Consider the following 14102-nt stretch of genomic DNA (forward strand, 5'->3'; position numbering starts at 1 on the left):
GTTTATAGATAAGTTTTGGCGAAATCTCTTAGCTTTTTGATAAGAGATTAATATTATTTGAAAGTGAGGGAAAAACTTTGAATCTAGGCGGGTTTAAAAACAAAGAAGTGTTAGTTGATTTAACGGAAGGGACCGTTGAATACAGGTCCATCAACGAAGAAGATGCAAAAAAGTATATCGGCGGCCGGGGACTTGGGGTTAAATATGTATTAGATAACGGTCCTGAAGTCGAACCATTGTCGGCAGAGAACGCTCTATGTATCATGACAGGTCCTGTAACCGGTTCCCGTTCATCGATGAGCGGACGCCTTTGTGTGGTTACAAAATCGCCGCTAACCGGTACTGTTACTGATTCCCATATCGGCGGCTGGACAGCTGCACGTTTGAAATGGGCTGGTGTCGATAATATTATTTTCACTGGAAAAAGCGACAAGCCTGTTTACCTTTATATTGAAGATGGGAAAGCAGAAATCCGTGATGCTTCAGACTATTGGGGTACTAGTACCAGAGCATTTATTAAGGCAATGAAAGACCAATACGGTGAGTCAGACCTTAGTGTCATGACCATTGGTCAAGCGGGTGAAAATACCGTTCGTTTCGCCTCCTTTATTAATGAGCATGACCGGGCAGCAGGCCGAGGCGGTACAGCTGCTGTTGCCGGCTATAAAAAATTGAAGGCCATTGTGATCAAGGCAACCCAAAAAGGGAATATGCCGGTGCCTAAGCTAGATGGTGAATATAAGGAAGCCAACAAAAAGGCGGTTAAAGCGATTCTTGACGGCGGCTTAACGGCGCCGAATAAAGGCGGACTATCTGTTTACGGTACAAACGTGTTAACCAACCTAATTAATGAAGTCGGAGCACTGCCAACGAAAAACTCACAGCTTACTCACTGGGATGAGGCAGAAAAGCACAGCGGTGAATATGTTAACACCCATTTACGAGTAGCTAACAACACCTGCCATGCCTGCCCGGTTGGCTGTAAAATTGAGGTTGAAGTAAAAGATGGTAAATATAAGACACGTGTCGAAAGTATTGAGTTTGAGTCTGCCTGGTCGCTCGGTTCCAACTGTCTATTAAGCGATGCGGAAGCAATTTCTTATATGATTGACCGCTGCAATGAATATGGTCTTGATACGATTGAGCTGGGGCACGCCTTTTCTGTAACGATGGAGGCTTATGAAAAAGGGATCATTTCAGAAGAGCTGGTCTGGGGTGACGCCGACTCTATGATTGAATTAACTAGAAAAATTGCTTTCCGCGAAGGCTTTGGCGGCGTTCTTGCTGAAGGACCTGCCCGAGCAACTGCACTATGGGGTGCTCCTGAATTATCGATGTCCGTTAAAGGTCAATCCATTCCAGCTTACGACCCTCGCGGAATTCAAGGTATTGGCCTTGGTTATGCAACAAGTAATCGCGGTGCCTGCCACCTGCGCGGCTATACCGTAGCCAGTGAAATTGCTGGTATTCCGGAACCAACTGACCGCCTGCAGCCTGAAGGAAAAGGGGAATTATTAAAGGTATTCCAAGATATGCTTGCGTTCTCTGATTCTATGAATATTTGTAAGTTCTCTTCCTTCTCTGAAAACGCTGAGCATTATGCCGAGCAATATAGTGCGATGACTGGCGTCCAATTGACAGCTGATGACGTGATGAAGGCTGGGGAAAGAATTTATAATCTTGAGCGTTATTATAATAACCTCGCAGGCTTTAATCAACGTGACGATGACTTCCTGCCTAAACGGTTCACTGAAGAACCTGCTTCTGGAAACAGTGCCGGGGCTGTCAGCCGAATGGATATCATGCTGGAAGAATACTACCAGGTCCGCGGCTGGAAAGACGGCCTAGTACCGGAAGAAAAGCTTCGTGAATTAGGAATAATTGACTCTGAAAATCAATTAGCATAAAAAAAGGCTCCTGCGTTATTAATTTCGCAGGAGCCTTTTAACCGCCTATTCTGGTTGTTTTGTACCGATATTGTTTGATGAGTTCTAACATTGCAGCTTCATTCTCTGCTTCAAAACGGACTTGTACTGCATTAACTTTAAAACTTGTAGTAAATGCTATTTCCTTTTCGGATAAAATTTTTCCGTTCCAGCCATCCCCGGCAAAGACATACGGGTAGCTGTCCGACATTGGCACTGCACCGAGTTCTTCAAAATACATCCCGAGGTGTTCTCGGTTAATGCCGCGAAACTCTAAATCTCTTATTATCACATCAGCCGCCTGCAACCGGAGGGAAAAGCGCAAACTGATCCGTTTCCTCGACCTTAGTCTGAAGATTGTCAAGATGGATAATATTCCTCCCATTAACGTACACATGGACAAATGGAAGCAGCTCTTTTTCTGCTGTAAAAATTTCATCCTTTAAATCAGGGTACATCACAACCATTTTATCAAGCACATCGATAACCCGGTCCCCATCAGGCTGCACCTCTACCGTAACCCCGCCGCAAATTTGCCGGAGATTTGCAAACACCTTTACGAGCATATGGATCCTCTCCTCTCTACTACTACCAATTTTAAAACCAAAGACCAATGTTGTCACCCTTGATTATCGTCTTCCACAAAATAAAAAGGCTGACGAGGATTAAATTCTCAGCAGCCTTAGTTTAATATCATTATAGATATTAAATATCATAAATATGTAAAACATGAAAACCTAAATAAAGAACAAGTACCCATGCGACTACAAACTGGATCCAAAAAACAGACGTCCTTCTGTTATTTGCAACTCGACCGAGAATCATTTCAAATAACCCGACAATCCAGAGTCCTGCCGCAGCTTTTAAAATATGTTGAGTGTCCAAACCTGTCTTAATAAGCATCCCAATCCCAGTTCCAATAATCAGCAAATATAGTACTCTTAAAATCATTTGGACAATTTTAAACCCTTTTGCCTTACCGCCCTTGTTCAAAAAAATCGCTACAAAAAATAATATTAGAGCTAAAGCCCAAGCTGTTACATGACCGTGAATCATTTAAATTGCCTCCTTATGTAAACTTTTTCGACTATATCATACCATAGGCAATTTTAAAATACGAAGAAATGAACCCAGATATAGTGATAAACGGAGTATGTTGTTTTATAAGTCGTAGGCTTTGTTACCCCCAACCTTGTTTACCAAAGTACCAATTCTTTCAATTGAAATATCTATTTGGTCGCCAGACTGCAAAAATCTTGGCGGTTTGAAACCTTTTCCGACACCAGCAGGAGTGCCCGTTGCAATAATATCACCCGGTTCAAGCGTCATGCCTGCAGATAATACGGCTAGGACCTCTTCAATCGGAAAAATAAAATTCTTGGTATTAGAGCTCTGCCTTACTTCTCCATTTACCTTCGTTTCGATAGTTAAATCATTAGGATTTTCGACCGCGCTTTTATGGACAATCCATGGCCCCATTGGGCATGTTGTATCCAAGCTTTTTCCGATGAAAAATTGCTTGTGCCTTGATTGTAAATCACGCGCCGTTACATCATTTATAATGGTATACCCGAACACATAATCAAGTGCCTCTTCTTTCTTTATCGCCATGCCCTTTTTTCCAATAATAACGGCAAGTTCTCCTTCATAATCCAGCTGGCTCGTTACATCATGATGGGGTAAAATCGTCCCATTAGGACCAATAACTGTAGTTGGCGCCTTGGTAAAAACCATAACATGCTTAGGGATATCTTCGGCACTCCCCATTTCAATCGCATGCTCCACATAATTTTTCCCCACACAAAAGATATTCTTGCTCGGCCTTGGAATCGGAGCAAGTAAGGTCGCCGCTTCTAGCGGAATGAAAAACGAATCAGACTTCCCCCTACTTTCCACCCACTCTAACAGACTATTGACTTGATTGATAAAATGCTCCTCCATGGCGATACATTCCAACAAAGAAGCTGGGAAGCTTTTTTGTCCTGTTCTTGCTTCTTCCGCAGGATTAAGTAAAAGTATTTTTGATTCATTCGAATCGACTACACCTACAAACGGTTCATTATTATGCTGGACTGTTACAAATCTCATTGTTACTCACCCCTGTTTTTATTGACTGCGACTTATTGAAAAAATAAACAGAACAATCTAATAATTATTTTAACACGATAAAGCCCTTTACACATAATGCAAAGGGTTTAACCATTTTTAAAAGTCTCAATAAATTGAATCACCGCCGGCCCTAACAAAACAATAAATAAACTCGGAAATATGAAAAGGACTAACGGAAACAGCATTTTGATGGGTGCTTTCATCGCCTCTTCTTCTGCGCGTTGCTTTCTCCGTTCTCTAACTTCATTTGATTGGACTCTTAACACCCTCACCATGCCAATTCCCAGTTTTTCTGCCTGGAGGACACTACTAATGAAGGCTTTGATACTATCGACATCCATCCTGTCCCGAATACCGGAAAGTGCCTCCCTTCTCGTTTTACCAAGGCGGATTTCCTCCATACAACGTTGAAATTCAGCTGCTAGAACACCTTCTTTTTTGGAAACTACCTTTGCCACCGCCGCATCAAAGCCAAGCCCCGCTTCAAGACTAACAGTTAACAAATCTAAAACATCTGGAAATTCCCTTAAGGCAATGCGGCACCTTGCCTTTGTTTTCTGTTTCAAATAGAGATGGGGCGCAAAAAAACCAACAAGAATTCCTACAATTACAAAGATAATGGTGACTCCATTACCGGCATGCAGGATTGCACCATAACCGGCGAAAATCATCGGAATGAGGCAAATGGAAACAGCTTGGACCAACCGAAAATCAACCGCTGTCATCCCAAAGGGATTTCCCGCCTTCTGCAGCTTTAAGTCAATTTTTACTTCTTTCTCCCCTGGGATCCTCTTCCTAAAGCTCTTTTTAAAATCTAGTAAAACTGGAGTAATCATTCTCTTGGAAAACGACTCCTGTTCCTCTGAAACCATTTCTTCCTTGCCAGCTTGTGCATCTAATAAAAAGAAGTCTACGCGGGCTTTCATACGATTATTTTTTTCGGGTTTAATTAATAGAATCCCATAAACCCCAAGTGTGACGGTTATAAATAAACATAGATACACCACCCGCTACACCTCGATTGTAGTAATTTTTTTGATTAAAATAAAACCGATAATTCCTGAAATGAGACCTGCCGCCACCATTGCAAGGCCAATTGGATGATGAAACAGCGTTCCAATATATTCAGGCTGAATCATGTAAAGAACTAATCCAAGAATGACCGGAAGCAGGGCAATGACATATCCGGATAACCGCCCCTGTGCCGTTAAGGTGGTAATTTGCCTCTGTATTTTGGTCCGGCCGCGTATGGTTTCCACAATCTTATCCAGAACAGTCGCAAGATTACCGCCAACTTGACGTTGAATTAAGATCGCTTGGATCATTAAATCCAAGTCTTCACTTGGCATACGTTCCTTTAAATCGTTCAACGCATCTTCAATGCTTTTTCCGTACTGCATTTCTTTCAATACGAACTCCATTTCCTCCTTAATCGGTGAAGCCGCTTCCTCAGTAACGGATTTTAATGCCTGTGGAAAACTGAAGCCGGCTCTAAGTGAGCCAACAATGGTGGTTATCATATCAGCAAGACCTTCATTAAACCTTGCTACCCGATCGTGCTGTTTTTTTCGCAAATACCATTTTGGAAAACAGAAGCCTAGTATCCCGCCAATTAAGATGAACAACCAATTTTCTGTGAATAAATAGAATAAACCACCCGCTAATGCCGTTAAAATCCATTGAAAGAGGATGAATTCTTCCGGCTTTAACGGTAGTCCTGCCCGGGCTATTTTCGTTTCAAGTTTCGTGTTTTTTTCCTTTGTTAACACTTGTTTCTGGATTCTTTGTTTTAATACTTTTATGAATGTTTTCCGTTTGACTCTAATTTCACCTTGAGTTTCTTTTTTAACCTCGATAGCTAAATAATGCTGAACTCGATTATCAAATTTTTTTTCCTTAGGAAATAGTTTTCCTAAGATCAAATAGCATAAAAATATGACAAATAACAAAAAAGAGAACAAGAGTGCAAACATCAGTGTCCCCACTCCTCTTTTTCAAAAAATACAGATGGCGGTATATGAATGCCTGAAGACTCAAGCCGCTCATAAAATCTGGGACGGACACCAGTTGGGGCAAGCCGGCCAATGATTTTCCCGTCCTCACCCAGCCCATCTTGTTTAAAGGTAAAAATATCTTGCAGGACGATAATATCACCTTCCATCCCTTGCACTTCGGTAATATTAATAATTTTTCTTGCCCCATCTTTAAGTCGGGATTGCTGGATAATGATATCAATCGCTCCGGAAATTTGTTCACGAATCGCTTTAATCGGCAGATCTACTCCTGCTAACAACACCATTGTTTCCAGGCGGGAAATCATATCCCTCGGACTGTTGGCATGGCCTGTCGCAAGCGATCCGTCATGCCCTGTATTCATCGCTTGGAGCATATCAAGCGCTTCCCCGCCGCGCACCTCACCAATAACAATCCGATCCGGTCTCATCCTTAAGGAATTCCGGACTAGATCGCGAATCGAGATGGCTCCTTTACCTTCAATATTAGGCGGTCTCGACTCTAAGGTAACAACATGTTCCTGACCAAGCTGAATTTCCGCAGCATCCTCTATCGTAACAATCCTCTCATCATCCGGAATAAAATTAGATAAAACATTCAGTGTAGTTGTTTTACCTGAGCCCGTTCCGCCGCTTACAAACATATTTAAGCGTGCCTTTACGCAGGCATCTAGAAATATTGCCATTTCTTCCGTCACCGTTCCGAAGTTAATTAAGTCCTCAATTTGATAGGGATCCTTGGAAAATTTTCGAATCGTAATCGTTGGTCCATTTAATGCGAGCGGAGGAATAATAGCATTTACCCGTGATCCATCTGGCAGCCTGGCATCAACCATTGGTGAGCTTTCGTCAATTCGCCTTCCGAGCGGTGCAACAATTTTTTCAATTACATTCATGACATGCTCGTTATCACGAAATGAAACTTCTGTTAGCACTAATTTACCTTTTCGTTCACAATAAACTTGGTTCGGTCCGTTTACCATCACTTCGGAAACATCTTCATCCAATAGGAGCGGATTTATTGGACCAAAGCCTGTTAAATCATTGATCAATTCATCGACTACTTTTTTTCTGTCGATTTGCCCACGAAATTCCTCATCTTCTTTTATGATTTCTATCGCCATTTCGTCAAGCTTGCCGACGATTTGCTCAATCTCTTGCTCTTTTAGCTCTTGAATAATCTTTTTCTGCATTACGTTCTTTAATTCTTGATGTTTGTTTGTTTTTTCTGTACTTCTCGTTTCCTTCTTTTTTTCTTTTACAGTCTGTTCACGAAATACCTTACGAATGTCGGGTGTAGGCGAGGATACCCGATATTCATCAAATGAAGCTTCTTTTTGCGATTCCCCGCCCGAAAGTATCTTTTTTTCTTGAAGTCTATTTAAGAGACTCATTCATCCAACCCACCTTACGAACGTTTCTTGGAAAAAAGCTTTGATAATGGTGAATGACCTTTTTTTGCTTTCTTGGAACTCGGACTAGGACCGCCCGAAATTAATTCAGCCATTTTAAAGACACCCTTGGCCACTTCTGATTTTGCGTACTTCATTACAAATGGAACACCTAAATTAATCGACTGCGAACAAATTTGAAAATCATTTGGGATATAAATAGGATTGGGTACAGCTAAAATTTTGGCTGCATCCTCCGCTTTAATCACACTGTCCATATTTGCTCGGTTAACTATGATCTTAACCCTTGACCTTAGCCCCAGCAGGTCGAGAGTTTCAAGGTAGAGCTTCGTATTTTTTAAGGAAGCCATCTCCAAATTCGTTATCACAAGGACTTGGTCGGCTCTTTCAAGAATTCTTAGTGATTGCTCATGTAAACCAACAGGCGTGTCAACAACCACGTAATCATGTTGGGAGATCATCACATCCAAAATTTTATTAACTGCTTCATTCGTAATTAAGTCGGCAAATTCCGGGCGCTCAGGTGCTGAAAGGACTCTTACTCCGCTTTCATGTACAGCTAAATAATTATTGAGACTAGGGCCATCAAGTGACTGTAGAACTTCCAACACTTCTTTAACAGTTAAGGAGAATTTCAAATCCATGGCAAGGTTAACGTCACCGAACTGAAAATCACCATCCAAAACACTAACAGTAAAGTTATTTTTCATTAACGCTACGGCTAAATTAACGGTTAAGGTAGTACGACCAATCCCGCCTTTTGGGCTGCAAACAGCTATTATTTTTCCACCCTGTGGGTTACTATTCATTTGTTCGGTTTGCATTTCAACTGGGCTTGTCATGAATCGTCACCTTCCAAAAGCTTTACTGTTTTTTGAGCTTTTTATTCTCTAACTAATGGTCGTTTATTCAGAATGAAATGAATTTTCCCCTCTTCTTTTGCATTAACAAGCTTCATGGCATCTTCCGGCTTTAACTCTATGGTTATTGAACTATATTCTGTATAAGGCTCCTTTGTATCTTCCGGCGTCAGCATTTTTCTTCCTACCGCTAAGACCCTTACCTGCTTCAGCAAAATCATCGATTGCGATACAGGTTGCTTAGCTGGATCCATCGTTATTTTCGTAAAAATTACATCTACTTCGTCCTCAGGCTCAATTAGGTTTGTAACCGATTGATTAATATCAACTCCGATTGAAATCGCCCGGTAGCCCTCCTTCACCTTTCTTGAAACATAGACTCCTTCTTCCTTCTCAGTGCCAAGCCGATGTGAAAGCACCGGTTCGCCTTTTTCAATCATCGAGTTGGCAAGCTTTCCTTCTGCTTCCGGAATTGTTTTGACTCCTTCGGGGAGGGCACTATTTTCCGGCATTTGCACAATTTCAAGCTTAGCTGATGAAATCTTTTCATTCTTTTCGATTCTTTCTTTTGCTACCACTACAGCTACCGTTTGAATAGCAGTGGTCTTTTCAGTCTTCATTTGCTTTGTATATTGGAAAAACAAAAAGGTTGTAATGATCCCCATAATAAGTGATAGCATTAAGACCATTTTTGATTTCATATTGCCTCACCTACTCCGTTAGTCGTATGCTGTATGCTCCTCGGTCCTTAGCACCCTCAACATATGTGCCTTCCCCTGCTCTTTTGATAAAGACTCCTGTAATAGAGGTATCGTTTGTACTCATGGGCGTTGTGATATAAAAATAGGCAAAACCTGTCACCTGTATTTGTTTCATTTGACCACTGGTATAATTATAAGGTTTATAGACAAGGACAAGTATAATCCTTGAACATTGACGGAGACTGTAATCACCAGGGGGCTGAGAGCAGCCATTGACCCGCTGATTAATCACATCTCTCGTTTTTCCGGCAATATTTCCCGTTTCTGTATTAATAATATCGTTGATCCTTATCTCAGATTGATAGCCATCACGTAAGTTTTGTTCATATGTCTTTGCCCCTGGCCCGCCAAGAGCTAAGACCCCAAAATTCCCTGATATCGAGTCTGATGAATCAACCTTTAATTTATATTCTTTATAATATTGTAGTGAAATACTTTCATCGATTCCTAACGGTGCTGCCCCGATTGACTTTCCAATCGCATTCAATCCGGAAGCCGCACGTGCCTTTACATTCACTTTCTCTATTCCAAACAGGCGGGCAAATGTAAGATTCACTGGTTTCGTTAACGTTAACGCCACCTTTTCCCCCATCTTAATATCTAGCTTCGACATAGCGGTTGTGTCCTTATGTGCATTTAAGATTGTTTGAACCGTACCGGTCACCTTTTGCTCAGTGGTTGTAAGCTCCTGCGCTCCTGAAAGAACAGCAGCATTGGCTTCTTTTTGCAATTGGCTTTTTTTCATATAGAGTAAACTTCCATCTAATGCTAAGCCCGCTATGAACAAGATAACCATTAAGGAGATTGCGCCAAAGAAAAGGGTATTTCCTTGTTCTTCCTTTACGATTCTTTTTATTACCTGAAGCACTACATTCACCCCCTATTCAACGCGAATCGTGGAATCCGTTTCAATCAAAAATTTTGAAGGGAAAAGCTTTGAAACAAACGGTGTATAAAATTGAAAAGGATAGCGTAGCGTTACTTTGACATAATCCCCCGATTTCCTGACCGTATCTTTGGGCGCTATATCCACCTGCAATTTGGTCGTATCGCCTAAATGTACATAGTTATGGGCGAAGGAAGAGATGGCTGTGTCTTTTTTACCTAAACCGCCAAGGCGAACGGTTTCCTGAGCAGCCATATGCAAATGGGCATAGGAGTACGTTAAACGTCCAAAATCTAGAATTCCAACTAAAATTAATAAAAATATCGGAAGTAAAAGAGCTGTTTCTACCATCGATTGGCCGCGCTCATCCCGTTTCATACTGAGAGCACCCCAGGGAAAAAAATTTGGAATACGGCACCTGCGGCAATCGCAACTCCGTATGGAAAGGTTGTTTTATCTTCAAAAAGAGAAAGCCGGACTCCATGCCTGAGACCTTGGAAAAAGTACAGGATTCGAGTCAAGAAGCCTTTGCGAAATAGGAGGACAAAAATAGCGATGATCCCACCTGCTAAAGCCATATAAATAGAGGCCATCAACACGAAGCCAATCCCTTTTATTCCGCCAATAACGGCAAGAAGCTTTACATCACCTGCACCCATGCCGCCAAGAAGATAAGGGATTAATAAAATGCCTAAACCAACTGCGGTACCCAGAAGAACGTCTGTAACACCTTGTATTCCCCCGATAAAGGCATGAAGAATTAATGCTGCTAATAAAAACGGAAATAACACAGCATTGTAGATTTTTCGTTCCTTCAGGTCAGTAATGACACATATGATTAGCAGAACGATTAATAAACTAGAACTCCACACAATGCCTTCTCCTTTCAAGAAAAGAGCCTCACGTTTGGTTTGAACGCAAGGCTGTATAGTACTTTATTTCCAACTTATTTCTAAATGGATTAGCTGCCAGCTCCTGAAATTGCAGTGACTGCTCTATTAAACAAAGATTCGATTTCTGTGCGCATTGTAATAAGTACCGCTACAACCCCAACCGCAATAAGTCCTAACACCAACCCATACTCAGTCATCCCTTGTCCTTGTTCTTCCGTTAATAAAGCTTTCATTTTTTTCATCATTTGTAAAAACCCCTTTTCATTTAGTAGTTAGATAATTTCCGATTTTCGTTCCTGTTTCGCGTATCGTTCCTGCAGGCAGTTCTAATACGGACTGTGCTTTTCTGTGAAACTTCCCAACTTTTGCAGGCTTTACCGTTTCGTCCAAGCCGACAATTTCAAACTCTTTGCTTAAGTAAATAACATCGATGGAATAGTTCATGAAGTAGGTATGAATGGATTGGCAGGGTTGGATTAACAAGCCGTGTCCTGCTGGCAAGCTTTTCGAAAACATCAGCCCTTTTAATCGTTTAAAAAAGGTGTCCGCTGCTGTAACCTGGCTGGCCAGTTCCGCTCCGTTTGACAGATTCACGACTTTCACTGATTTTCACCTCCGGAAAATTGAAATAACCCCGCCTTTACCGAAAGGGGGGTTAATAAACATAGAACATCAATGAACACATAGGCATACACCCATGCAGACAATAGAATATCTAATATGAAACACCCTGATCTTTCGGTAACTGGCTGGCGTAGTGCTTTCGCACCTTAGCCCCTGTAGCTTTGCGTCACTGATTTTCATCAGCTTTGCCTTTATCGAGATTCAGTGTTTATTTTTCCAACTGATCTCTTACTCACATAATAGTACGTTTTAACCTTATCGAATATCCTACTAAATTCTCATTTTATATCGAATATAATAGGTAATTATACCTATTTTTATATTAATACCCTAACAAATTACGCGATTGGTGCGAATATAGTTATTTTTTCAGATGGTAATGGTAATTTTCTTCTGGGGATTTCCACCTAAATTAGGCGAACGAATCACATTACAATCGCCCATACATAGGATATAAAGAGAAATAATCATAAAGGGTGTTGTTCATGCCAGCGATTGTTGGAGTTGCACAGGTCATTACACTTGGGAATAGTTCTGTTTTTCACATTGGCGATGTCTATAAAATAATGCCATTTGCTACGGCTAAAACATTCTCAGGAGCTGGTTCCTTTAACACTGGTGATCAAGTAGATGTTAACAATAGATTAAGTTCAACGAATACTTCAGATCCGGATGTTATTGATCAAAATAATTTCCTTAATATGTAATGAACGGGTGGTCTTTCATGAATTTTTATATCCAGCAGTCCATTCAGATACATTTCATAAAAATTGGCGGGATTACCAATTCCTCTGTCCTGCAAATCGGGAGTGCTGGAATCATAAAGCCTAGTGCCCATCTATACAATACGGGGGGCTTCACAAAACCGGCGCCAGCAGGAATAAAACCAGGAGGACAAATCGTGGGTGAAATTCAGGAGCAATTATTAGCACCTGCAGTCCCTTTGCAAGCCCCAGTCAGATAAGAACAAAAAGCGTAAGTGCCTTGGTCAGCCCCTTCTCCTAGACAATTAGAAAACCTTGTCCGCCTTATGAACTTGTGGAAAATCAGCAAATCCAAATGAGTTGCTGCATATAGTTAGAACACAAGCAGAAAAGGCGATTCGCAGACGAGGTGATTTACGTGTATCAGGATGTTTACCAATACCTTCAATGGCTGCAGATGTGTATTCAAGCACAAGAAAAGAGGATTGCGGTTTTAGAACAGACCATTCAAAAGTTTCAGGGTGAGTTGAAACAAGTAAGGGAAAAGCCAACCATTCATGTAGATACAATTGAATATAAATTTGATCAATTGAAGGTCGAGACCCTTGAAGGTACTCTAAATATTGGCTTAAATCCTAACGACATGTCCGGAATAGAGGACTTTTCCGTACAAAATCAATCATTAAAAACCCCATTTTCCCCTAAAGATCAAATGCGATTATCAATGGAAATTGAAGAGAGCATTCATGAATATTTAGAAACTGACTTACCACTAATCATTGCTGATACGCAAAGGAACTTGGCCATTCCGCCAAATGAATCCTACTTATCCTTTATTAAGGAAGATATCATCAAACAACTTCCAAACAGGATTAACTATCATCTAACAGCGAATACAGCCAATGCACATTCCGCTAATCAGACCATACCCATTGAGAAAAGAGTCATTGAAGCAATAAAACAGGAAATTCAAAATGGTGTCCTAGCCTTTTTAAATAATTTACCTGAGAATGTGAAAGGAATGAAGATGGAATGAACTTTGAAGTTTATAACCGCGTCCTCCATGTCGATCATATTAAAATCACAGCTGTGGCGAGCTCCTCAGTATTTATGATTGGAGATACGGAAACCATTCAACTGACATCTGCGTTTGACACACCGCCAGAGTCATTAATAATTGGGCCATTTGTCCCGTTAGAACGGGATGTGACCCCTGGCTATGCTGACCCGAACCTCTAGTGTCGACAGCCTGCAAGTAAAGCAGGTAGCATTCTGCTCCGTTATTCAGTTAGGAGATTCATGTATCCTTAATGGATTCTCGAGAGCACTTGCAGTGCAAAGGGAAGCAGAAATATTCTTCGGAGACGAAGGAAACTTTCCTTCCTATCCAGTATTTAAAAGGCCACTGCCATTGCCGCCAATCACTGAAAAAATTTCTATCGTACGACATAATCTAAATCCGATTATAAAAGTTAATAAGATTAATGTCATTGCCGTTTCTTCTTCATCGATTTTACATGTTGGCAACAGTCAAACAGTATCGATGGAGGTTAGAGTAAAGCATATCCGCCAGCTTCTGCTAGAAGGTCATGAACAGGACATAAGATAACCGCATATGTTACTGTAAAGCAAAAACCTGGATAGTTCATATGGAAAAGGATGTTTTTTATGCCAGCGATTATTGGTCCAGTTCAAATCATTAATGTAGGCGGAGGTATTGTTCAGTTTGGAGATACGCTTTATATCTCTCCAAAAAGCAGCACGAAAACCTTTGCCGGCTCTGGAGGATTTAATACCGGCGGCTTCATTATCACGAATAATGGGATTAGTGGTACAAATACACTTGATACGAATTTAATTGATCAGCCGATTGCAGGTAACAATTAAAAAATGACATAAACCTTCACGGTCTATGT

Annotated in this window: 21 protein-coding genes and 1 riboswitch; of the genes, 7 read left to right on the forward strand and 14 right to left on the reverse strand. The window is 41.1% G+C overall.

What is annotated here, in order from left to right:
* Positions 1-77 precede the first annotated feature (77 nt).
* Positions 78-1907 (forward strand): aldehyde ferredoxin oxidoreductase family protein, encoded by a 1830-nt coding sequence (locus ACIQCO_RS10540; protein ID WP_400428267.1) that lies wholly within the window; start codon positions 78-80, stop codon positions 1905-1907.
* Positions 1908-1944: 37 nt separating this feature from the next.
* Here ACIQCO_RS10540 and ACIQCO_RS10545 read toward each other — a convergent pair whose 3' ends face one another.
* From ACIQCO_RS10545 to ACIQCO_RS10610, 14 genes are all read right to left on the reverse strand, one after another.
* Positions 1945-2217, reverse strand: coding sequence for a MoaD-like domain-containing protein (locus ACIQCO_RS10545; protein WP_400428269.1), 273 nt, complete (start codon positions 2215-2217; stop codon positions 1945-1947).
* A 1-nt stretch (position 2218) separates the two neighbouring features.
* The gene (locus ACIQCO_RS10550) at positions 2219-2491 is read right to left on the reverse strand and encodes a ubiquitin-like small modifier protein 1 (RefSeq protein WP_400428270.1); all 273 of its coding nucleotides are present in this window, start codon (positions 2489-2491) and stop codon (positions 2219-2221) included.
* Positions 2492-2630: 139 nt separating this feature from the next.
* Positions 2631-2981 carry a YisL family protein gene (locus tag ACIQCO_RS10555; protein ID WP_400428272.1) on the reverse strand — a complete coding sequence of 117 codons (351 nt, stop codon included), beginning with the start codon at positions 2979-2981 and terminating at the stop codon, positions 2631-2633.
* A gap of 105 nt (positions 2982-3086) precedes the next feature.
* The gene (locus ACIQCO_RS10560; protein ID WP_400428274.1) at positions 3087-4013 is read right to left on the reverse strand and encodes a fumarylacetoacetate hydrolase family protein; all 927 of its coding nucleotides are present in this window, start codon (positions 4011-4013) and stop codon (positions 3087-3089) included.
* 107 nt (positions 4014-4120) lie between these two features.
* Complete coding sequence (locus ACIQCO_RS10565) at positions 4121-5038, reverse strand: type II secretion system F family protein (protein ID WP_400428276.1); 918 nt, start codon at positions 5036-5038, stop codon at positions 4121-4123.
* Positions 5039-5044: 6 nt separating this feature from the next.
* Positions 5045-6007, reverse strand: a complete 963-nt coding sequence (locus ACIQCO_RS10570) for a type II secretion system F family protein (protein WP_400428277.1) — start codon at positions 6005-6007, stop codon at positions 5045-5047.
* Positions 6007-7440 (reverse strand): TadA family conjugal transfer-associated ATPase, encoded by a 1434-nt coding sequence (locus ACIQCO_RS10575; RefSeq protein WP_400428278.1) that lies wholly within the window; start codon positions 7438-7440, stop codon positions 6007-6009. The genes ACIQCO_RS10570 and ACIQCO_RS10575 overlap by 1 nt, the downstream gene beginning before the upstream one ends.
* Before the next feature lie 14 nt (positions 7441-7454).
* Entirely contained in the window at positions 7455-8300 is an 846-nt protein-coding gene (locus ACIQCO_RS10580) for a CpaE/TadZ family protein (protein ID WP_400428280.1), read from the reverse strand.
* Between the two features lie 41 nt (positions 8301-8341).
* Positions 8342-9019: a Flp pilus assembly protein CpaB gene (gene cpaB / locus ACIQCO_RS10585; RefSeq protein ID WP_400428281.1), complete on the reverse strand. Its 678-nt coding sequence runs from the start codon at positions 9017-9019 to the stop codon at positions 8342-8344.
* Positions 9020-9029: 10 nt separating this feature from the next.
* Positions 9030-9947 carry a pilus assembly protein TadG-related protein gene (locus ACIQCO_RS10590; RefSeq protein ID WP_400428283.1) on the reverse strand — a complete coding sequence of 306 codons (918 nt, stop codon included), beginning with the start codon at positions 9945-9947 and terminating at the stop codon, positions 9030-9032.
* 12 nt (positions 9948-9959) lie between these two features.
* Positions 9960-10343, reverse strand: coding sequence for a TadE/TadG family type IV pilus assembly protein (locus ACIQCO_RS10595; protein ID WP_400428285.1), 384 nt, complete (start codon positions 10341-10343; stop codon positions 9960-9962).
* Positions 10340-10837 (reverse strand): A24 family peptidase, encoded by a 498-nt coding sequence (locus tag ACIQCO_RS10600; RefSeq protein ID WP_400428287.1) that lies wholly within the window; start codon positions 10835-10837, stop codon positions 10340-10342. The genes ACIQCO_RS10595 and ACIQCO_RS10600 overlap by 4 nt, the downstream gene beginning before the upstream one ends.
* 89 nt (positions 10838-10926) lie before the next feature.
* Positions 10927-11103 carry a Flp family type IVb pilin gene (locus tag ACIQCO_RS10605; protein ID WP_400428290.1) on the reverse strand — a complete coding sequence of 59 codons (177 nt, stop codon included), beginning with the start codon at positions 11101-11103 and terminating at the stop codon, positions 10927-10929.
* A gap of 16 nt (positions 11104-11119) precedes the next feature.
* A complete protein-coding gene (locus ACIQCO_RS10610) occupies positions 11120-11461 on the reverse strand; it encodes a DUF192 domain-containing protein (RefSeq protein WP_400428293.1) in 342 nt (113 codons plus the stop codon).
* A gap of 134 nt (positions 11462-11595) precedes the next feature.
* Positions 11596-11682, reverse strand: a riboswitch (cyclic di-GMP riboswitch).
* Between the two features lie 285 nt (positions 11683-11967).
* On the opposite strand from ACIQCO_RS10610, the gene ACIQCO_RS10615 reads away from it, so the two are divergent.
* From ACIQCO_RS10615 to ACIQCO_RS10640, 6 genes are all read left to right on the forward strand, one after another.
* Positions 11968-12189, forward strand: a complete 222-nt coding sequence (locus ACIQCO_RS10615; protein WP_066084246.1) for a spore germination protein — start codon at positions 11968-11970, stop codon at positions 12187-12189.
* Between the two features lie 17 nt (positions 12190-12206).
* Positions 12207-12446 carry a spore germination protein GerPB gene (locus tag ACIQCO_RS10620; RefSeq protein ID WP_400428295.1) on the forward strand — a complete coding sequence of 80 codons (240 nt, stop codon included), beginning with the start codon at positions 12207-12209 and terminating at the stop codon, positions 12444-12446.
* Between the two features lie 158 nt (positions 12447-12604).
* Complete coding sequence (gene gerPC / locus ACIQCO_RS10625; protein WP_400428297.1) at positions 12605-13222, forward strand: spore germination protein GerPC; 618 nt, start codon at positions 12605-12607, stop codon at positions 13220-13222.
* Complete coding sequence (locus tag ACIQCO_RS10630; protein WP_400428299.1) at positions 13219-13425, forward strand: spore gernimation protein GerPD; 207 nt, start codon at positions 13219-13221, stop codon at positions 13423-13425. Before gerPC ends, ACIQCO_RS10630 begins: the two co-directional genes overlap by 4 nt.
* Positions 13406-13795 (forward strand): spore germination protein GerPE, encoded by a 390-nt coding sequence (locus ACIQCO_RS10635; RefSeq protein ID WP_400428301.1) that lies wholly within the window; start codon positions 13406-13408, stop codon positions 13793-13795. The genes ACIQCO_RS10630 and ACIQCO_RS10635 overlap by 20 nt, the downstream gene beginning before the upstream one ends.
* Before the next feature lie 59 nt (positions 13796-13854).
* Positions 13855-14073, forward strand: coding sequence for a spore germination protein (locus tag ACIQCO_RS10640; protein ID WP_400428303.1), 219 nt, complete (start codon positions 13855-13857; stop codon positions 14071-14073).
* Positions 14074-14102 lie beyond the last annotated feature (29 nt).

The organism is Neobacillus sp. NPDC093127 (genome assembly GCF_044754175.1).
In the GTDB taxonomy this organism is placed as follows: Bacteria; Bacillota; Bacilli; order Bacillales; family Cytobacillaceae; genus Neobacillus.

Coding starts and splice junctions, on each gene's coding strand:
- ACIQCO_RS10550 (WP_400428270.1), bottom strand. CDS start 2,491: ATGCTCGTAAAGGTGTTTGCAAATCTCCGGCAAATTTGCGGCGGGGTT.
- ACIQCO_RS10555 (WP_400428272.1), bottom strand. CDS start 2,981: ATGATTCACGGTCATGTAACAGCTTGGGCTTTAGCTCTAATATTATTT.
- ACIQCO_RS10560 (WP_400428274.1), bottom strand. CDS start 4,013: ATGAGATTTGTAACAGTCCAGCATAATAATGAACCGTTTGTAGGTGTA.
- ACIQCO_RS10570 (WP_400428277.1), bottom strand. CDS start 6,007: ATGTTTGCACTCTTGTTCTCTTTTTTGTTATTTGTCATATTTTTATGC.
- ACIQCO_RS10575 (WP_400428278.1), bottom strand. CDS start 7,440: ATGAGTCTCTTAAATAGACTTCAAGAAAAAAAGATACTTTCGGGCGGG.
- ACIQCO_RS10580 (WP_400428280.1), bottom strand. CDS start 8,300: ATGACAAGCCCAGTTGAAATGCAAACCGAACAAATGAATAGTAACCCA.
- cpaB (WP_400428281.1), bottom strand. CDS start 9,019: ATGAAATCAAAAATGGTCTTAATGCTATCACTTATTATGGGGATCATT.
- ACIQCO_RS10595 (WP_400428285.1), bottom strand. CDS start 10,343: ATGAAACGGGATGAGCGCGGCCAATCGATGGTAGAAACAGCTCTTTTA.
- ACIQCO_RS10605 (WP_400428290.1), bottom strand. CDS start 11,103: ATGATGAAAAAAATGAAAGCTTTATTAACGGAAGAACAAGGACAAGGG.
- ACIQCO_RS10615 (WP_066084246.1), top strand. CDS start 11,968: ATGCCAGCGATTGTTGGAGTTGCACAGGTCATTACACTTGGGAATAGT.
- ACIQCO_RS10620 (WP_400428295.1), top strand. CDS start 12,207: ATGAATTTTTATATCCAGCAGTCCATTCAGATACATTTCATAAAAATT.
- ACIQCO_RS10630 (WP_400428299.1), top strand. CDS start 13,219: ATGAACTTTGAAGTTTATAACCGCGTCCTCCATGTCGATCATATTAAA.
- ACIQCO_RS10635 (WP_400428301.1), top strand. CDS start 13,406: ATGCTGACCCGAACCTCTAGTGTCGACAGCCTGCAAGTAAAGCAGGTA.
- ACIQCO_RS10640 (WP_400428303.1), top strand. CDS start 13,855: ATGCCAGCGATTATTGGTCCAGTTCAAATCATTAATGTAGGCGGAGGT.